The organism is Streptomyces sp. NPDC050546 (genome assembly GCF_044457425.1).
Classification (GTDB): domain Bacteria; phylum Actinomycetota; class Actinomycetes; order Streptomycetales; family Streptomycetaceae; genus Streptomyces.
On sequence record NZ_JBITGX010000001.1, the window covers coordinates 895,041 to 912,383 of the forward strand.

Consider the following 17,343-nt stretch of genomic DNA (forward strand, 5'->3'; position numbering starts at 1 on the left):
CCGCGCATCCACGGCGGTCGCCCTTCACGAAACGACATCGAGACCCCGCAACGTGCGGAGTCGCATTCGAAGGGATCACCCCATGATTTCCCGGACCTCTCTCGCTGTCGCCGCATCGGCCGCCGCCTGCGCCCTGGCCCTGGGCACCACCGCTCCCGCCATGGCGGGTACCGCCGCACAGGACCAGGCCATGGTGTCCGTCTTCCACGGCATTCCCGGGATGACCGTCGATGTCTACGCCAACGGTGACGAGCTGCTCGGCGACTTCAAGCCCGGCACGGTGACCGATCCGCAGGCACTGGACGCCGGTACGTACGACATACAGATCTTCGAAGCGGGCCAGAACCCGGACGGCACACCCGCCCTCGAGAAGGAGATCAAGGTGCCCGAAGGCGGGAACGCCACGATCGCGGCCCACCTCACCGCCGACGGCGCACCCCAGCTGACGGCCTACACCAACGATGTCTCACAGGTCGACGAAGGCAAGGCACGCCTCACGGTGCGTCATGTCGCCGCGGCGCCGGCCGTCGACGTCCGCGCGAACGGGCAGCCGCTCTTCACCGGCCTGGAGAACCCCAAGGAGGACACCGCCGAGGTCGCGGCGGGCACCGTGAACGCCGATGTCGTGCTCGCCGGCACGGACACCGTGGCCATCGGCCCGGCCGACCTGACCCTCAAGGACGGGACGGCCCATGTCGTCTACGCCTGGGGCAGCGCCGAGGACAAGAACCTGGCCCTGGCGACCCAGACGCTCAGCGCCACGAAGTAGGTTCGGTGGGCCGGCGGTCCAGGAGGTAGCGCAGCCGCACGTCGCGACGGTCCGCTCCCCTGGCCGTACGGTCCGCGACGGCCGTTTCCCAGCAGGCCGCGAGGGCTTCCCGGAAGAAGCTCGAGGCGGACTCGTCGCGTGCGGCGGTCTCCACCAGGAGCCGTTCCGGCTCGTGCGCGGAGTCGCCGGAGCGATCCCCGGCGTCGGCTCGCGGCCTGGTGCGGTTGGGCAGACCGGTGGCCGGCGGCTCGGCCTGCCGTACGGACCGGGAGGCCGCTGACGTGGCGGCCAGGATGATCTCCAGCTGTTCGGCGAAGTGCGGGCCGGGGAGCGGGATCTCGTAGCCGGGGTTGCGCGCGTACCCGGCGGCGACGGCGGTGGTGACATAGGCCTTGACCGCGATGAACGTCTCGGTGCGGTCGCGGGGGGCGGTCGGGGCCAGGCCGCTGAGGATGCGCAGGACCGTGGGAATGCTGGTGTCGACGCCGAGGCCGCTGTCGGCCGGTGCGTCGTCGCCTGCCTGCTTGTGCCACAGGGCGGCCGCCTGCCGGTCGCCGAGCGCGAGGTGGTGCAGGTAGAGGCAGTAGGAGGCGGCGGGTTCACCGGCCCCGGCGGCGTACTGCCACCAGAAGCGCGCGCCGTCCCGCTCGTCGGCGAGTTGCAGTACGCAGCCCAGGATCCAGGCGCCGCGCGGGGAGGGCAGCTGTTCAGTGACGAAGTCGGCGAGCTGGCCGGGCGTGGCGTGGACGACGACCGCCTCGCACAGGGCCCGCAGACTCCGGGCGGCGTTGTCGTCGGCCAGGTCGCCGCCGCCGACGTCCCACAGCGGGGTGCCGTCCGGGGCGAAGGCCGGGTAGGCGGTGTCCTCGTAGGGGACGGTGTCCGACGGCACGTGGGGATCGTGCAGCAGGAGCGAGCGGGAGAGGAGGTCGTCGATGGCGGTCATGGCGGGGTGCTCACTCCCGGTGGTCATGGCGGTGGTAGGTGCCTTCGAGGGCGCCTCGGGCGTGGTGGTCGATGGACTGGGTGATGGCCGCGGACAGGCCGACGACGTCGGGGACGGCGTCGGGGTGGATGCCGCACAGATAGCGCAGGACGGTGACGTCGAGCTGGTTCTGGGGCAGCCGGGCGACGGCGTCGAAGAAGTCGGCGAGCCGGCCGATGCGGGCGAACCGGGCGGTGAGATCGTCGATCCGGCTCTGGTCGACGGTCTGGAACGCCGCCGGGCGCAGATCAGGGTGTCCGGCCGGGTGAAGCTGCGCGCGTAACAGGACGCGGGAGCGCAGCAGCCGCCACGCGTGGCGGGGGACGTTGGGGCCGGCGACGGCGTCGTCCCAGCCCAGCCAGAGGATGTCGCAGGCTTCCGAGACGACCCAGTGGGCGCGCCGGTCGCTCTGCAGGAAGGCGCGGGCGTAGGCGGTGTAGGGGTGGCGCATGGCCTCGGTGAAGCCCTGGTGCGCGAGCGGGGGCCGCTCCGGGGGCAGCGGCTGGACGGCGTGTATGCGGCTCTCGATCCACCCGGGGTCCTTGGCCGCCTCACGGGCCGCCGCGGTCCACAGGCGGCGCAGCGGCCAGACGGGGATGTCCAGGGCCATGACCACGCTGTAGGTGATCTCCCAGCCGGGGTAGTAGCCCTTGCCGCGCAGCAGTTCGCTGATGCGGGCCTTGGAGTAGCCGGAGCGGCCGACGAGGTCGTCGAGCGTGAGCCCGCTGGCGAAGAGCCTGCTGCGCACCGGCTCCAGCCAGGCCCGGTGGGAGGGGCCCACCTGCTCACCGATCGACTCCGGTTTGCGGCCGCGCCTGCTCGGCGGCTCGCCGTCGGGCTGCTCGTACGCGGAGAACGGGGTCATCGCACCGACTCCTCGGGTCCGGCCGCTATGGCCGTCGGGGCGGCGTCCACCGGGGTGTGGCGCGGGGACTGCGCGGCGTGGAGGGCGGCGACGATCTGCTGTACGAGCAGTCCGAGCGACGGCAGCAGCGCGGCCACGGCCGCGAGGTGCCCCAGCACGGTCATCACCGTGCTCCACGCGAAGACCGCCACCATCACGACGACGGTCAACACCTGCTTACTGGACATCGCACCTTGTCTCTCAACTCGAGGCGTCTGGAAGGCTCTTCCACGGCGGTGCTGAGGCGCTGCGGAGGAGTTGGACGTCAGCATGGTGCGTAGACCGCCGGACACTCAACGTGATCATGGAGTTACGGAACAATGCCGCCGGGCGTCCCTGTGCCCGCAGCGCGCCTCACTGGGCCAGGTCGGTCACGTGGGCGTGCAAAACATGGCGTATTGAACGCTTTTGAAGGCGGAAACGTACTTCTCGTCGCGACATCCGGGGCGAGGCGCACCATGGAACGCGGACGCCTCCCCGGGCGTCGGACCTTCCAGTCTGGAAGGGCGAGCGGTCCCTTCGTGCTGAAGAACGACCGGAGGGGACCGCACCGCTCCCGCCCAGACCCCGTGCTGGGCGGGAGCACCGCCGTACAGGCCTGTTCGGGTGACGCAAGACGCGCACTTCCATGGATATGCGGACAGAATGCGCTTAAGCAGACGGCCACCCACCGGCAGGTCAGGAGACAGTCGTGGCAGAGGCACCGAACGGGGATGTCGAGTTCCGCAACGCCATCATGGACGTTTTCCTCAAGTACCCCGAGGCGCAGCGCAGATATGCCCTCGCCAGCCTTGAACTCGAGAACGAGATGGACATCGACTTCGAGACCCAGGTCGGGTTCTCCCGGATCGACGGCAACAAGATCATCACCGAGTTCCGGGACCGAGGCACCAGCGTCAAGGCCCAGCTCTGCCTGAAGTGGAGCTTCGACTACAGTCGCTGCCTCCATTGGCGAGAGGCACCGGAGTAACGAGGCGCCGTCGCCTCCTAGGACTTGTCCGGGCGATCTCTGAGGCAAGGGCGCCCAACACCCGTGAATCTCGTTGTCGAAGGTCTCGCCGGGTGAGGTAGAAGGGCGGCATGGATACCGCCGCACTTGAGCAGATGCTCGACGAGACCTTCGATCACGCTGTCGTGCACCACGGATACACCAACTACATGCGCGACTACGAGGTCTTCATCTACGCGACGGCTGCCCCCAGCACCGGCGTCGCGCCGGCCTACCGGCGGTACCTCTTTCGGTACTGCGTCGAGGCCCGATGTGAGACGTCAGTGCCCACGGAGATCTGGCAGGTCTCCTTGGACGATCGTCTCCTCGATCACGAAACTGCTGACCCCGACCTCGGCGGTTACGTCTGGGGCGTGAAGTGTCATTGCATGTACCCAGGAGCTGAGCTTCTCCCCGAGTCGGAGGCTGCCCGCCGTTGGTCGAAGGCCGTCGGGATCGACTTCCATGAGGTTCGCATCGAGACCAACGCTCACAACCTGACCTTGATCTTCTCTGATCTTCAGGTGAGCGAGGTCCCGGTGGGATACGCACCGTTCGTGACAGATTAGGGATCAGGGTTCGTGTGATCTTGCGACCGCCGTGTCTATGGATCGTTCCTCATGTAATGGGGCGGGGCGATCTCAGTGATGCGGAGTGGGAACGGCTGCAGCCGTTCCTGCCGGTCAGTAACCGGCGTTGTGGCAGGTGGCGGGATCACCGGCAGGTGATCGACGGGATTCTGCACCGGTTGCGGACCGGCGTGCAGTGGCGTGACCTGCCTGAACGGTTCGGGCCGTGGAAGACGGTCTACGAACGGCACCGGCTGTGGTCGGCCGACGGGACGTGGGAGTGTCTGCTCCAGCAGGTCCAGGCCGCGGCCGACGCCGCAGGCGAGATCGACTGGGAAGCCTCGGTCGACTCCACCATCGTGCGGGCGCATCAGCATGCGGCGGGGGCCCGCATCGACCCATCGCCGGCTCTCGCTTCAAAGGGGGCCGAAGGGCCAGAACATCAGCGCGAAACGCCGTGGCAGAGCCTGCACGCCCGCCTGGTGGAGGTGGTGCTGGAGGTGAGGGCCTGGGCCGCTCGCGCGGCGGATTCACCACCAAGGTCCACCTGAGCGCGGACGGTCTCAGCCGCCCATTGTCTCTGATCGTCACGCCAGGTCAGCGCGCTGACTGCACGCAGTTCAAGCCGGTCCTGGAAAAGATCCGCGTCCCGAAGATCGGGCCGGGCAGGCCGCGCAAGAAGCCCGGCAGCGTCGCAGCCGACAAGGCTTACAGCAACGGGCCCTGCCGTGAGTACCTGCGGCGCCGGGGAGTCCAGCACACGATCCCGGAGAAGGCTGACAGTCAGGCCGCCCGCCTGCGCAAAGGCTCACGCGGCGGGCGACCACCCGGCTTCGAAGAAGAGCGGTACAAGAAACGCAACACTGTCGAACGGGCCATCAACCGACTGAAGCAGCATCGGGCAGTGGCTACCAGATACGACAAGCGTCGTTACGTCTACCTCGGCACGGCAACCGCCGCAGCCATCAACATCTGGCTCCGGACATGATCGGCCGGACACTCCCTAGCCGTGCTGCCGGCGCACCATCTCGGTGATCCAGGCGGGCGCGTACGGGGAGGTGCAGCCAGGGGGTGTCGGGTAGTCCTTGAGCACCTCCAGGCGCTCGCCGATGTCGATGGCACGGGCGCGGTGGGCGGCGCGCTCGATGCCGATCTGGGCCAGGCAGTGGTTCATCGCCCACTGCAGGCGGTCCGGGGCGTCCTTCATCTCGGCTTCGATCACGTCGAGCAGTCCCGCGAGGTCGAGGCTCTCGGGCTTCTTCGCCACGCGTTCGGTGGTCAGCGCCCAGCCGGCGCTCGCGACCACGGGATCCGGATCGGCGGACCAGGCCAGGCGCAGTTCCTCGGAGTGCGGGCTCTTCTTCACCACGTAGTTCACGAGCCAGTCGTGCACCTTGGGGGTGCGCGCCTCGCGCAGCATGACGTCCAGCGCATCCCGCTCGAATACCTTCGGGCGGCAGATCAGGATCGCCAGCAGTCTCGCCGCGGTGTCATCCGTCTCCCAGAGCCGGCCCGCGAGTTCCTGTTGTGTCTTCAGCCGCTTGGCGAGCGCGCGCAGCTTGCCGAGGTTCACACCGTGGTCGTCACCGTGCCTCTCGTTCACCGCGCGCGCCTTGGGGTCCTCGAGGGCGGCCAGCTCGGCCATCACCTCGGCCACCGTCGTCCGGATCTGCGCCGTCTCGGCCACCTCGGCCTCCTGTCCCTCGCGAGCGGCATTCACCCTACGACGGAACCGGCTGCCGCGATGCCCCCCGGCCAGCCGGGATGCCCCCGGTCAGCCGGAGTGCCCCCAGTCCAGGCGGTCCGCCAGCCCCGCGGCGGTGAAGGCGGCCTGGAGTTCCTCGCGGCCCTCGGTGAAGTGGGTCCAGCTGTCGTAGTGGACGGGCACCACGCGGCGGGCGCCGAGGATCAGCGTGGCTTCGGCGGCCTGGCCGCTGTCCAGCACGAGGGTGTCTCCGCCGAAGAGGACGGCGAAGCGGGGTGCGCCCGCGAAGAGGACGGCGGTGTCCACCGGCCCGAGGCGCTCGGCGATCTCCTTGACCGCGTCGAGGGAGGCGTTGTCGCCACTGACGTACACGGCGGGCAGGCCGTCTCCGGTCAGGACGAATCCGACGACCTGTCCGGTGATCGCCTCGGTCTCCTCACGCGGACCGGGGCCATGGATGGCGGGGACGCCGGTCACGGTGACAGTGCCGCCGTCGGGGCGGTCCAGCTCGACCGACTCCCAGTCGGCCAGCCCCCTGGCCTTGCCGCCGAGGCGCTTGCCGCCACCCGGGGTGGTGAGGGTCAGCGGTATGTCGGCGAGCAGGGCCCGGCCGGCCCGGTCGAGGTTGTCGGCGTGCTCGTCGTGGGACAGCAGGACCACGTCGACGGCGCCGAGCTCGGCGGGGCTGCCGGAGGCGGGGGCGGTCTTGGTCAGGACCGGGCCGCCCGACTCCGGGTAGTCGCCGGGGGCGTCGAAGGTGGGGTCGGTCAGGAACCGCAGGCCGCCGTACTCGAAGAGAGCGGTCGGGCCGCCGAAGACGCGGACGGGGAACTGCTCACGGTTCGTCGCTGAAGGAGTCACAGGGAAACACCTCACGGATGGGAGCGGCTTATCCGTGAGAGACCGTAGCACGCTTCTCACGGATAGAGGCGAGTCGTACCATGAGAGCCATGGATGTGAACGCCGCCGCCGAGCCCGCCGGATTCGTCGAACCCGCCGTACCCCCCGCCCCCGGCGAGGAGCAGTACGCGGCCCTCGCCTTCGCCAACAGCGTCATCGCGTCGCCCGGCGGCAGGTTCACCGACTTCCTCGGCACGCCGGCGCGGGCGAATCAGTGGCTGGCGGACCACGGCCTCGCCCCCGTGGACGCGGGCCTGCGGGAGATGTGCACGGCACAGCTGCGGTCGCTGCGCGAACAGATCAGGTCGCTGCTCGCCTCCCGCGTCGAGGCACTGCCGGCCCTGCCCGCCGCCCTCTCGGCCGTCAACGACGCCATGACCAAGGTGCCCACCGCCGCGCTGCTCCAGTGGGACGAGAAGAGCGGCCCCTACCGCACACCCCCGCACCCGACCACCGAGATCGTCGACCACGCCCTCGCGACCCTCGCCGCCGACGCCGCCGACCTGCTCACCGGGCCCGACGCCGAGCGGCTCACCGCCTGCGGCTCCCCGCCCTGCGGCCGCTATCTGCTGCGGCACGGCCGTCGCCACTGGTGCTCGACACGCTGCGGCGACCGCGCACGCGCGGCCCGCGCCTACGCACGCCGGACCCGGGGCGTGGGCGGGGACGGGGACGGGGACGGGGTCGGGAATTCCATGCCCGGGGCGTACCCGGAGGGCGGGTGAGGTCCCGTCATCCGGATACGCGGTCGCTAGGGTTGGCGGCGTGGAGCTCCTACACCTGCGTTATTTCGTCGCCGTCGCCCAAGAACTGAACTTCTCCACCGCGGCCCGCAAACTGCACATGGCGGCGTCCCCGCTGAGCCGGCGAATCAAGGACCTCGAAGGCGAACTCGGGCACCGGCTGTTCGACCGCGACACGCACAAGGTGAGGCTCACCGCCGCCGGTACCGCGCTGCTGCCGATCGCGCGCGGCGTCCTGGAGCAGGTCGACTCCATCCGATGGCGTCTCGACGAGACGGCCCGGCCTCAGCGGACCACACTGCTGCTCGGCGTCCCCAGCGGCATCCATCCGGACCTGCGCGAACGGATGGACGCCCTCGCCGAGCGGGTCGGCGACCGGTTCGAGATCAAACGCTGGCCGGGCGGCACCGACCGACTGGTCGACGCGGTGTGCGACGGACGGCTCGCGCTGACACTGGCCCGCCTCCCGGTCTGCGGCGACCCCGCCCTGGAACAGTTGCCGGTGATGTCGGAGCGGCTCGGCGCGGTCGTGCCCAGGGACCGTTTCCCGGGGCGGGAGTCGGTCGCGCTGGCGGAGCTCGCCGAACTCGCCTACGCGGGCTCCCCCGCGGCCGTGACCAACGCGTATTTCCGCGGACTCGACCAGCAGCTGTCCGATCTCGGCATCAAGAAGCGGATCGAACTGAGCAGCGTAACTTTCGACGGAGTTTCCGAGATAGTGGCCAGCGGACTGGCATTCTCCATTTCCATGCTGGACTCCAGAAGTCCTGTACAGAATTATCGTCTGGACAATGTGTCGGTCCTCCCGTTCTCTGATTTCCATCCCACACTGGAGACCGGTCTGTTCTGGCGCAAGGACCGCGCCGAAGGCGGTGACCTGGAGGGAGTCGTCGCAGCAGCCCGCGTAGTGTTCGCCGACCCTCTGCACGCCTAAACCCTGAAAAGCTCCAAACAAGCGGTATGACCACTGCGGTCATACCGCTTTTCGCTATTCGGTCATTCCGTCCTCAGCCCGCCCTTGCTAACTTAGTTTCCAGATACATACACATGGCGAAGCTAGGAGTGAAGGCAACGATGACGGACATCACGAACACCACCGCCGGCCCACTGGAGGGCGTGCGCGTGATCGACCTCTCGACCGTGGTGATGGGCCCGTACGCCGCCCAGATCCTCGGCGACCTCGGCGCCGACGTGATCAAGATCGAGTCGCCGGCCGACACCGTCCGCGTGGGTCACTACAGGACCACTCCGGGCATGACCCCGCTGAACCTCAACGTCAACCGCAACAAGCGCAGCGTCGCCCTCAACCTCAAGGACGACACCGACCGCGAGCGCGCACTGCGGCTGATCGACACCGCGGACGTGCTGATCACCAACATGCGCCCCGGCGCCCTGCACCGCCTCGGCCTGTCCCACGACGACATCGCCACCCGCAACCCCGGCCTCGTCTACGCGCACGCCCAGGGCTTCCGCAGCGACTCGGACCGGGCCGGCAACGCCGCGTACGACGAGACCGTGCAGGCCGCCTCCGGCCTGGTCGACATCGCCGACCGGGCACTCGGCGAGCCCGTCTACCTGCCGACCATCATCGGTGACAAGGTCTCCTCGCTGACCATCGCCTACAGCGTGCTGGCCGCCCTGCTGCACCGGAACAACACCGGCCAGGGCCAGCTCATCGAGATCCCGATGACCGACACCCTGCTCGCGTTCAACCTGGTCGAGCACCTCGCAGGACACACCCATGTGCCCGAGACCGGCCCCACCGGCTTCGCGCTGTCGATGCTGAAGGGCCACAAGGCGGTACGCACCAAGGACGGCCTGGCCTGTGTCATGCCGTACAACCCGCCCAACTACCGGGACTTCTTCACCGCCGCCGGACGCCCCGACCTCGCCGAGGACCCGCGTGTGAACGGCGACGCCATCGACAGCGCCGACCACGAGGACCTGGCCGAACTGCTGGCGGCCTGCGCCCCGGCGCTGACCACCGAGGAGTGGGCCGAGGTGTGCGCCAAGCACAGCATCCCGATGGCCCCGGTGCTGGAACTCGACCGCGCCCATGACGACCCCTACGTCCGTGACGGCCACCTACTCGACACCGCCGAGCACCCGACCGAGGGCACGGTCCGCACCATCGGCATCCCGCTGCGCTTCTCCGCCACCCCCGGCTCGATCCGCCGCCTCGCGCCGGTCGCGGGCCAGGACACCGAGGACGTCTTCGCCGAACTCGACGCCACCACCCGCTGATCACCACAGGAGGACAGTCATGAGCACCCCTACTTCTCCCGTCGTGCGCACCGAGCGCATCGGCTCCGCCCTGCTGATCACCCTCGACCGGCCCGAGGCCCGCAACGCCGTGAACGCGGCGGTGGCGTCCCAACTGAGCGCAGCGATCGATGAGTTGGAGGCCGACCCCGCGCTGCGGGCCGGTGTCCTGACCGGTGAGGGAGGCACCTTCAGCGCCGGCATGGACCTCAAGGCGGCGCTGCGGGGTGAGTCGCCCGAGGTCGAGGGCCGCGGGTTCGGCGGCCTGACCGAGTCCGAGCCGGCCAAGCCGCTGATCGCGGCCGTGGAGGGCTTCGCCATGGGCGGCGGCTTCGAACTGGCCCTGGCCTGCGACCTGATCGTCGCGGCCGAGGACGCCCGGTTCGGTCTGCCCGAGGTCAAGCGCGGGCTGATCGCGGCGGGCGGCGGTGTGATCCGGCTGCCCAAGCGGATCCCGCACCACCTGGCCATGGAGCTCCTGCTGACCGGCGAGCCCGTAGACGGCCGCCGCGCCGGTGAACTGGGCCTGGCCAACCGGGTCACCGCCACCGGCCAGGCCGTCGCCGAGGCGCTCCGGCTGGCCGAGCGGCTCGCCGAGAACGCCCCGCTCGCGCTCGCCACGGTCAAGCACGTCGTCCGCGCCGCCGACGGGGCGCCCGACGCCGAGGCCTTCGCCTTCCAGCGCGAACAGATGAAGACCCTGATGGCCTCGGCCGACGTCCGCGAGGGCATGACGGCCTTCGCCGAGCGCCGCCCCGCGCGGTGGACGGGACGGTGAGGCGCCATGCGGTCCGAGGACGTACGACGGCACGTCACCACCCCGCTCACCAGCCCGGCGTTCGCGCCGACGGTCCCGCGGTTCACCGACCGTGAATACCTCAACGTCGTCTACCGCACCGACCCCGAGGCGCTGCGGGCGGTCGTCCCGGAGCCGCTGCGGATCGACGATCCGCTGGTCCGGTTCGAGGTCATGAAGATGGGCGATGTCAGCGGCTACGGCCCCTACACGGAAGCCGGCCAGGCGATCCCCGTCGGCTTCGAGGGCGAGCGGGGCGAGTACCTGCACGCGATGTACCTCGACAACTTCCCGGCGACCGCCTCCGGCCGCGAGGTCTCCGCCTACCCCAAGGTCATGGGCTCCCCGGCGCTCCGCGTCGACACCGGCGCGCTCGTCGGCACCCTCGACCACGGCGCGCAGCGGGTCGCCACCGCGACCATGGGCTACAAGCACCACGAGCTGGACCGGGCCGAGGCGGCGGCACAGATCACCGTGCCGACCTTCATGCTCAAGACCGTTCCCGGCTACGACGGTCTGCCACGCGTGCAGGAACTCGTCCGCACCCGCATCACCGACCTCACCGTCAAGGAGGCCTGGACCGGTCCCGCCCGGCTGCAGCTGTTCCAGCACGTGCTGGCCCCGCTGGCCGACCTGCCGGTCCTGGAGGTCGTCTCCGCCAGCCACATCCTCACCGACCTGACGCTCGCGGGCGTCGAGCCGGTCCACGACTACCTGAAGGGAGCCCTGTCATGACCCGCGCCTTCCGTACGGCGGCGGTGATCGGCGCCGGGACCATCGGACTGTCCTGGGCGACGCTGTTCGCCGCGCACGGCCTGACCGTCAAGGTGACCGACCCGCGGCCGGACCTCGCCGAGGCCGTGGCCGAGGCCCTGGACCGCAACGCCCCGCAGCTGGCCGCCCGCGGCCTGGACGTGACGGACCTCGCCGACCGGGTACGCATCGCGGCTGATGTCGCCGAGGCGGTCCGGGACGCGGACGTCGTCCAGGAGAACGGCCCCGAGCGGGTCGAGTTCAAGCGGGACCTGTTCGCCACGCTGGTCCGGGAGGCACCCGACCACGCGCTGCTGCTCAGCTCCTCGTCGGCGATCCCGTCCAGCGCGTTCACGCGTGAACTGCCGGACGAGGCCGCCGCCCGGGTCCTGATCGGCCACCCCTTCAACCCGCCGCACCTGGTCCCGCTCGTCGAGGTCGTGCCCGGGGAGCGCACCGGCGAGGACGCCGTGCAGGACGCGGTGGACTTCTACACCTCGGTCGGCCGCACCCCGGTCGTCGAGCGCAAGGAGATCCCCGGCTTCGTCGGGAACCGGCTGCAGAACGCGCTCAGCCGCGAGGCGGTGTACCTCGTCGAGCAGGGCGTGGTGACCCCCGAGGACCTCGACAAGGTGATGACGAACTCGCTGGGCCTGCGCTGGGCCACGGTCGGGCCGTTCCTCGGCGCGCACCTGGGCGGCGGCCCCGGCGGCTACCGGCACCTCGTCCAGCACATCGGCACGTCGATGCGGCAGATGGAGCTCGGCATGCCTTCGCAGAACAAGGAAGAACAGGAACGGCTCATCGAAGCCGTGGAAAAGGCCTACGGCTCCTCCACGTACCCGGAACTCACCGAGACGCGCGACCGCAGGCAACTCGCCGTGCTGTCCGCCCTGGACGGCGCCGACAAGGAGGAGAACTGAGATGACCACCTTCATGGAACCCCTCGAGGACCGGCTGACCGCCGACTTCTACGGCTACGAGGCGCTGCTGCCGGACGAGGAGCGCAAGATCCTCCTCAAGGCCCGCTCCCTCATGCGGGACGAGGTCAAGCCGCTGGTGAACGAGAACTGGGCCAAGGACCGCTTCCCCACGGAGCTCATCTCGCTGTTCCGCGACAGCGGCCTCGCCGGACTGCCCTACGAGGGCTACGGCGAACACCGCCCCGCCGTCAGCAACCTCCTCAGCGGCATGCTCGCCCTGGAGATGACCCGCACCGACGCCTCCGTGTCCACGTTCTTCGGCGTCCACAACGGCCTGGCGATGTACTCGATCCACTCGGGCGGCGACCAGGAGCAGCGCGACCGCTGGCTCCCGGAGCTGGCCGCGATGGACAAGATCGGCGCCTTCGCCATGACGGAACCGCTCGGCGGCTCCGACGTGGCGGGCGGCATGCGTACGACCGCCCGGCGCGAGGGCGGCACCTGGGTGCTGAACGGCGCCAAGAAGTGGATCGGCAACGCGACCTTCGCCGACTGCGTCGTGGTCTGGGCCCGGGACGTCGACGACAACCACGTCAAGGGCTTCGTCGTCGAGAAGGGCACGCCCGGCTTCGAGCCGGTGAAGATCGAGGGCAAGATCGCCTTCCGGATCGTGGAGAACGCCGAGATCACCCTGACCGACGTCCGGGTGCCGGAGGCGAACCGCCTGCAGAACATCAACTCCTTCCGGGACGTCGCCGAGATCCTGCGCGCCACGCGTGGCGGCGTCGCCTGGCAGGCACTGGGCGTGATGGTCGGCGCCTACGAACTGGCCCTCGACTACGCCAGGGAGCGCCGCCAGTTCGGCCGCCCGATCGGCGGCTTCCAGCTGGTGCAGGACCTGCTGGTCAAGAGCCTGGGCAACATCACGGCGTCCTGGGGCATGCTGGTGCAGCTCGCCCGGCTGCAGGACGCGGGGATCTTCCGTGACGAACACTCCGCGCTGGCCAAGGCGTTCGTCACCTCCCGGATGCGGGAGGTCGTGGCCTGGAGCCGGGAGATCTTCGGCGGCAACGGGATCCTCCTGGAGCACGACATCGCCCGGTTCTTCGCCGATGCCGAGGCCATCTACTCCTTCGAGGGCACCCGCGAGATGAACACCCTGATCGTCGGCAAGTCGATCACCGGTCAGAGCGCCTTCGTGTGAGGCACCCGAGAACGACGAACCCCAGCTCCTTCGACCTGGGGTTTTCTCATGGCGCCACCTTGATGCCATCATGCCGCCATGGACCTCACGCCCTACGTCGACACACTCCGCCGGGAACTCGCGGTGGCTGCCGAAGCCGGTGGGGAGGACGCCCGCGAGCTGGCCGAGCGGCTGACCGCTCCGCTGGAGTCGGCGACCCGCCTGACACTGCTGAACGTGCTGTCCGCCGCCATGGACGAGATCACCCGCGAACTCGCCCCCGGCTCGGTCGACGTACGGCTGCGCGGGCTCGACCCCGCCTTCGTCGTGACACCGCCGCCGACGGGCGCCGGTTTCGAGGAGCCGGACACGCGTCCCGAGCCGCCGAGGGCCCCGGCACCGGCCCCGGTGCCCGCCGACGCCGACGACGGCACCACCGCGCGGATCAATCTGCGGCTGCCCGGCCACCTCAAGGGGCGCGCCGAGGAGGCCGCCGCACGTGAGGGGCTGTCGGTCAACGCCTGGCTGGTGCGCGCGGTGAACGCGGCCGTGGAGAGCGGCGACATCCGGGCCCGCTCCACCGAGTCGCCCCGCGGAGGCGGCAACCGCTACACCGGCTGGGTGCGCTGACGCCGGAAGTTACCCCCGGGCGCACCCCTGCTGTCCCCTCCGTGCACGGGCGGGCCCGAACCCCTCCGGCGCTCGTGCGGCCTGCCTAGCGTGACGAGCGAACCGGCCGAGATCCGAGCCGGAATAACGCTCCCCGGAGGACAGCAACCATGGTCAGCATCGCCGACGTCACCGCCACCCCCAGCCCCGACCTGCTCACCCCGGACAACTGCGCGGTGCTGTTCGTGGACCACCAGCCGCAGATGTTCTTCGGCACCGGCAGCGGCGACCGCACCGCCATCATCAACGCCACCGTCGGTCTGGCCAGAGCCGCCCGGACCTTCGACGTGCCGGTGGTGCTGAGCACCGTGGCCGCCGAGTCCTTCTCCGGCCCGCTCCTGTCGCAGCTGGCGGACGTCTTCCCCGAGCGGAAGCCCGTCGACCGCACCTCCATGAACGCCTGGGAGGACGTGGCCTTCGTCGAGGCGGTCAAGGCCACCGGGAGGCGGAAGCTCGTCATCGCCGGGCTGTGGACCGAGGTCTGCGTCGTCCTGCCCGCGCTCTCCGCGCTCGCCCAGGGCTACGAGGTCTATGTCGTCACCGACGCGTCCGGCGGCGTCAGCCCGCAGGCCCACGACCACGCGGTGCAGCGCATGGTCCAGGCCGGGGCCGTCCCGGTCACCTGGGTGCAGGTGCTCCTGGAGTTGCAGCGCGACTGGGCCCGCACCGAGACCTACGGTGCGGTGACGGACGTGGTGAAGGAGTACGGCGGCGCCTACGGCCTCGGCATCGTCTACGCGCAGGCCGTCCTCGGCGCCCACGCCGCCGGCTGATCCCGCCGGGGCGGCGGCCACGACCGGGCACCGGCTGCCGCGCGTATCATCGCGCGGTGGACACCGGGGTGGGGATCGCGGCGCCGTTCGGCCGGCTGCTGCGCGCGTTACGGCAGAGCCGTCGGCTGACGATCGAGGAGCTGGCCGAGGCCTCCGGGGTGTCGGGGCGCGCCATCGGTGACATGGAGCGGGGCAAGAGCCGCCGTCCGCACCGGGGCACCGTCACCGCGCTCGCCCAGGGCCTGGAGCTGGACGAGGCGGCGCACGCGGAACTCCTGGGTGCCGCCCGCGCCGCCCGTCCCGGCGCGCGGGCCGCCGGGTCCGTCAAGGCCTCGCCACACACGCTGCCGAGGGGAGTTCGCGACTTCGTCGGGCGGCAGGAGGAACTGGCCGTGCTGCGCGCCCTCGCGCAGGAGGCCGCCGGCAGCGGGCCGATGCCGGGCCGGGGGCCAGGGGTGCCGCCGGCGGCCGTGGTGTGCGGCCCGCCCGGAAGCGGCAAGACGACGCTGGCGGTCCGGCTGGCCGAGGAGCTGGCGTCGTCCTGCCCCGACGGGGCGTTCATGGTGGACATGCGGGGCCTGGACGAGCAGCCCCTCCCCGCGGAGCAGGCCGTGTCGGGGCTGCTGGCCTCGTGGGGCGTGGGGGACGCCGAGCTGGCCCGGCTCGGCGCCGAGGAGCGACTCGCCCGCTACCAGGAGATCACCGCCGGGCTCCGCGGGGTCCTGGTGCTGGACAACGCGGGCGGCGAGGCCCAGGTCAGGCCGCTGCTGCCGCGCGAGGGGCGGTTGCTCCTGGTCGTGACGAGCCGCCGTGCCCTCGCAGGTCTGGAGGGGGTGCGGCGCGTCGAGCTCGGCGGACTGAGCCGGCAGGAGTCCGCCGCCCTGCTGCGGGCCGTCGTGGGCACCGGGCGTGTGGCCGCCGAGCCGGACGCGGCGGATGTCGTGACCGGGCTGTGCGGTCATCTGCCGCTGGCCCTCAGGGTGGCCGCCAACTGGGCCGCCACCCGCACCAACTGGAGCCTGCGGCGCCTCGCCGACCGGCTCGCCGACGAGGACCGCAGACTGGACGCGCTCAGCGCGGGCGACCTGCGGATCAACTCCGCCTTCGCGCTCTCCTACTCCCGTCTCGCCCCCGAGGCCGCCCGGATGTTCCGGCTGCTGTCGCTGGTACCCGGAGGGGACTTCAGCGTGGCACCGGCCGCGGTGCTCGCGGGTGTCCCGCTGCCCGACGCCGAGGACGTCCTGGAGGAACTGCTGGAGGCGGGACTGCTGATGACGTCCCGTCAGGACCGCTACCGGCTGCACGACCTGCTCCGGCTGTACGCGGCCTCCCGCCACCGCCAGGAGGACGGGGAGGAGAGGTCGCTCGCCGCACGGTCCCGCCTGCGGCACTGGCTGCTGGAGACCGCCGTCCTCGCGGGCCGCTGGTACGAGCCGGACTACGGCATGCCCGCGCCGGACCCCGGCCGGCTGGTCGCCCTCGACGACCGTGAGCGGGCGGCGCGCTGGATCAAGGCGGAGGGCGACACCTGGCTGGCCGCGTTCCGCGAGGCCGCGGCACGGGGTGAGCACACGCGGGTCGTCGAGGTGGCGGAGGCCATGCACTGGTTCTCCGACCACTGGGTGTCCTGGGGCCACTGGATCGAGGTCTACGAGCGTGCCGCGACGGCCGGGGCTGCACTGGACGACGCCGGTCTGGAGGCGACCCACCGCAACTACCTCGCCTGGGCGTACTGGGCCTGCGCCCGCCGGCACGACGAGGCGGTGGAGTCGGCCACGGCCGCGCTGCGGCTGGCGGGAGCGGCCGGGAACGTCCTCCAGCAGGCCTGGGCCCACGCCTATCTCGGCTGGCTGCGGGACGCCGTCGGCGACATGCCGCCCGCCGCCGACCACTACCACCGCGCCTTGGAGCTGTTCACCGAGGCGGACGACGTCACCGGGTATCTCCAGGTGTCCTGCGGGGTGATCAGGGTGCTGCGCGGGGCGGGCCGGGCCCGGGCTGCGGTCGAGACCTACCAGGGCATCCTGGACGCCCTCGCGGACCCCCGTCATCACGACCGGATCCCGCCCAACGTACGGGACTTCACCCTGCTGTCCGCCGTCTACTCGGTGTCGTTCGTCCATCTCGGCCAGGGGCACTGGCAGGAGGCGGCGGACGCTCTGCGCTCCATACGGGGGCAGTTCGACGCCCGCGGCTGGCACGAGCAGGCGGGCAAGGTCCGTCTCCATCTGGGCCAGGCCCTCGCCCACCTCGGCGAGAGGGCCGAGGCCGCCGCCGAGTACCGCGCCGTGCTCGCCCTCGACGACCGCGTCCCCGCGGACGTACGGGATGCGGCCCACGGGGGTCTCGAAGCCCTGGCCGAGGGCCGCCCGGCACCGGCCGGCCCGCTCGTGCAGTGAGGGGCGGGCCGATGCCAGAAGC

Annotated in this window: 19 protein-coding genes; 14 read left to right on the forward strand and 5 right to left on the reverse strand. The window is 70.9% G+C overall.

All coding sequences use genetic code 11. The annotated features are described in order from the left end of the window. The first annotated feature begins 82 nt into the window (after positions 1–82). Positions 83–769, forward strand: a complete 687-nt coding sequence (locus ACIBK5_RS03890) for a DUF4397 domain-containing protein (RefSeq protein ID WP_399015818.1) — start codon at positions 83–85, stop codon at positions 767–769. Here the strand turns inward: ACIBK5_RS03890 and ACIBK5_RS03895 are convergent. The 3 genes from ACIBK5_RS03895 to ACIBK5_RS03905 are packed head-to-tail and all read right to left on the reverse strand — an operon-like array spanning position 753 to position 2,846. Beyond that, positions 753–1,742, reverse strand: a complete 990-nt coding sequence (locus tag ACIBK5_RS03895; protein ID WP_399015820.1) for a DUF6207 family protein — start codon at positions 1,740–1,742, stop codon at positions 753–755. The two genes, ACIBK5_RS03890 and ACIBK5_RS03895, sit on opposite strands and share 17 nt — an antisense overlap. Continuing rightward, a complete protein-coding gene (locus ACIBK5_RS03900) occupies positions 1,726–2,619 on the reverse strand; it encodes an XRE family transcriptional regulator (RefSeq protein WP_399015822.1) in 894 nt (297 codons plus the stop codon). The genes ACIBK5_RS03895 and ACIBK5_RS03900 overlap by 17 nt, the downstream gene beginning before the upstream one ends. Next, the gene (locus ACIBK5_RS03905) at positions 2,616–2,846 is read right to left on the reverse strand and encodes a hypothetical protein (RefSeq protein WP_399015824.1); all 231 of its coding nucleotides are present in this window, start codon (positions 2,844–2,846) and stop codon (positions 2,616–2,618) included. The genes ACIBK5_RS03900 and ACIBK5_RS03905 overlap by 4 nt, the downstream gene beginning before the upstream one ends. A 503-nt stretch (positions 2,847–3,349) precedes the next feature. Between ACIBK5_RS03905 and ACIBK5_RS03910 the strand changes: the two genes are divergently transcribed. From ACIBK5_RS03910 to ACIBK5_RS03920, 3 genes are all read left to right on the forward strand, one after another. Beyond that, positions 3,350–3,628 (forward strand): hypothetical protein, encoded by a 279-nt coding sequence (locus ACIBK5_RS03910; protein ID WP_399015826.1) that lies wholly within the window; start codon positions 3,350–3,352, stop codon positions 3,626–3,628. A gap of 110 nt (positions 3,629–3,738) precedes the next feature. Further along, complete coding sequence (locus ACIBK5_RS03915) at positions 3,739–4,215, forward strand: hypothetical protein (protein WP_399015828.1); 477 nt, start codon at positions 3,739–3,741, stop codon at positions 4,213–4,215. 56 nt (positions 4,216–4,271) lie between these two features. Beyond that, positions 4,272–5,203 (forward strand): IS5 family transposase gene (locus ACIBK5_RS03920; protein WP_399015830.1). Its coding sequence is split into 2 segments (ribosomal slippage): positions 4,272–4,638 and positions 4,638–5,203, totalling 933 coding nucleotides; the frame shifts between segments, so codons are not numbered across the junction. 15 nt (positions 5,204–5,218) lie between these two features. On the opposite strand, the gene ACIBK5_RS03925 is transcribed toward ACIBK5_RS03920, so the two are convergent. Continuing rightward, a complete protein-coding gene (locus ACIBK5_RS03925) occupies positions 5,219–5,860 on the reverse strand; it encodes a DNA alkylation repair protein (RefSeq protein WP_399016239.1) in 642 nt (213 codons plus the stop codon). A gap of 129 nt (positions 5,861–5,989) precedes the next feature. Beyond that, positions 5,990–6,781 carry an MBL fold metallo-hydrolase gene (locus ACIBK5_RS03930; protein ID WP_399015833.1) on the reverse strand — a complete coding sequence of 264 codons (792 nt, stop codon included), beginning with the start codon at positions 6,779–6,781 and terminating at the stop codon, positions 5,990–5,992. An 89-nt stretch (positions 6,782–6,870) separates the two neighbouring features. Between ACIBK5_RS03930 and ACIBK5_RS03935 the strand changes: the two genes are divergently transcribed. The 10 genes from ACIBK5_RS03935 (at position 6,871) to ACIBK5_RS03980 (ending at position 17,321) form a co-directional block, all read left to right on the forward strand. Continuing rightward, complete coding sequence (locus ACIBK5_RS03935) at positions 6,871–7,545, forward strand: CGNR zinc finger domain-containing protein (protein ID WP_399015835.1); 675 nt, start codon at positions 6,871–6,873, stop codon at positions 7,543–7,545. Positions 7,546–7,585: 40 nt separating this feature from the next. Next, on the forward strand, positions 7,586–8,497 hold the full coding sequence (locus tag ACIBK5_RS03940; RefSeq protein ID WP_399015837.1) for a LysR family transcriptional regulator: 912 nt from the start codon (positions 7,586–7,588) through the stop codon (positions 8,495–8,497). Between the two features lie 140 nt (positions 8,498–8,637). Beyond that, a complete protein-coding gene (locus tag ACIBK5_RS03945; RefSeq protein ID WP_399015839.1) occupies positions 8,638–9,807 on the forward strand; it encodes a CaiB/BaiF CoA transferase family protein in 1,170 nt (389 codons plus the stop codon). Between the two features lie 19 nt (positions 9,808–9,826). Then, complete coding sequence (locus ACIBK5_RS03950; RefSeq protein WP_399015841.1) at positions 9,827–10,603, forward strand: crotonase/enoyl-CoA hydratase family protein; 777 nt, start codon at positions 9,827–9,829, stop codon at positions 10,601–10,603. A 6-nt stretch (positions 10,604–10,609) separates the two neighbouring features. Then, the gene (locus ACIBK5_RS03955) at positions 10,610–11,356 is read left to right on the forward strand and encodes an acetoacetate decarboxylase (RefSeq protein WP_399015843.1); all 747 of its coding nucleotides are present in this window, start codon (positions 10,610–10,612) and stop codon (positions 11,354–11,356) included. Then, complete coding sequence (locus ACIBK5_RS03960; protein ID WP_399015845.1) at positions 11,353–12,297, forward strand: SDR family NAD(P)-dependent oxidoreductase; 945 nt, start codon at positions 11,353–11,355, stop codon at positions 12,295–12,297. Before ACIBK5_RS03955 ends, ACIBK5_RS03960 begins: the two co-directional genes overlap by 4 nt. Before the next feature lies 1 nt (position 12,298). Then, complete coding sequence (locus ACIBK5_RS03965; RefSeq protein ID WP_399015848.1) at positions 12,299–13,501, forward strand: acyl-CoA dehydrogenase family protein; 1,203 nt, start codon at positions 12,299–12,301, stop codon at positions 13,499–13,501. Positions 13,502–13,579: 78 nt separating this feature from the next. Continuing rightward, complete coding sequence (locus ACIBK5_RS03970) at positions 13,580–14,110, forward strand: toxin-antitoxin system HicB family antitoxin (protein WP_399015851.1); 531 nt, start codon at positions 13,580–13,582, stop codon at positions 14,108–14,110. Between the two features lie 149 nt (positions 14,111–14,259). Further along, complete coding sequence (locus tag ACIBK5_RS03975) at positions 14,260–14,922, forward strand: hydrolase (protein WP_399015853.1); 663 nt, start codon at positions 14,260–14,262, stop codon at positions 14,920–14,922. A gap of 56 nt (positions 14,923–14,978) precedes the next feature. Next, the gene (locus ACIBK5_RS03980; protein ID WP_399015855.1) at positions 14,979–17,321 is read left to right on the forward strand and encodes a helix-turn-helix domain-containing protein; all 2,343 of its coding nucleotides are present in this window, start codon (positions 14,979–14,981) and stop codon (positions 17,319–17,321) included. Positions 17,322–17,343: the final 22 nt, after the last annotated feature.

Bases quoted from the DNA above. Each gene is read 5' to 3' on its own strand.
- ACIBK5_RS03975 (WP_399015853.1), top strand. From the start codon at position 14,260: ATGGTCAGCATCGCCGACGTCACCGCCACCCCCAGCCCCGACCTGCTC.
- ACIBK5_RS03895 (WP_399015820.1), bottom strand. From the start codon at position 1,742: ATGACCACCGGGAGTGAGCACCCCGCCATGACCGCCATCGACGACCTC.
- ACIBK5_RS03950 (WP_399015841.1), top strand. From the start codon at position 9,827: ATGAGCACCCCTACTTCTCCCGTCGTGCGCACCGAGCGCATCGGCTCC.
- ACIBK5_RS03955 (WP_399015843.1), top strand. From the start codon at position 10,610: ATGCGGTCCGAGGACGTACGACGGCACGTCACCACCCCGCTCACCAGC.
- ACIBK5_RS03960 (WP_399015845.1), top strand. From the start codon at position 11,353: ATGACCCGCGCCTTCCGTACGGCGGCGGTGATCGGCGCCGGGACCATC.
- ACIBK5_RS03935 (WP_399015835.1), top strand. From the start codon at position 6,871: ATGGATGTGAACGCCGCCGCCGAGCCCGCCGGATTCGTCGAACCCGCC.
- ACIBK5_RS03970 (WP_399015851.1), top strand. From the start codon at position 13,580: ATGGACCTCACGCCCTACGTCGACACACTCCGCCGGGAACTCGCGGTG.
- ACIBK5_RS03905 (WP_399015824.1), bottom strand. From the start codon at position 2,846: ATGTCCAGTAAGCAGGTGTTGACCGTCGTCGTGATGGTGGCGGTCTTC.
- ACIBK5_RS03890 (WP_399015818.1), top strand. From the start codon at position 83: ATGATTTCCCGGACCTCTCTCGCTGTCGCCGCATCGGCCGCCGCCTGC.
- ACIBK5_RS03945 (WP_399015839.1), top strand. From the start codon at position 8,638: ATGACGGACATCACGAACACCACCGCCGGCCCACTGGAGGGCGTGCGC.
- ACIBK5_RS03925 (WP_399016239.1), bottom strand. From the start codon at position 5,860: ATGGCCGAGCTGGCCGCCCTCGAGGACCCCAAGGCGCGCGCGGTGAAC.
- ACIBK5_RS03915 (WP_399015828.1), top strand. From the start codon at position 3,739: ATGGATACCGCCGCACTTGAGCAGATGCTCGACGAGACCTTCGATCAC.
- ACIBK5_RS03965 (WP_399015848.1), top strand. From the start codon at position 12,299: ATGACCACCTTCATGGAACCCCTCGAGGACCGGCTGACCGCCGACTTC.
- ACIBK5_RS03900 (WP_399015822.1), bottom strand. From the start codon at position 2,619: ATGACCCCGTTCTCCGCGTACGAGCAGCCCGACGGCGAGCCGCCGAGC.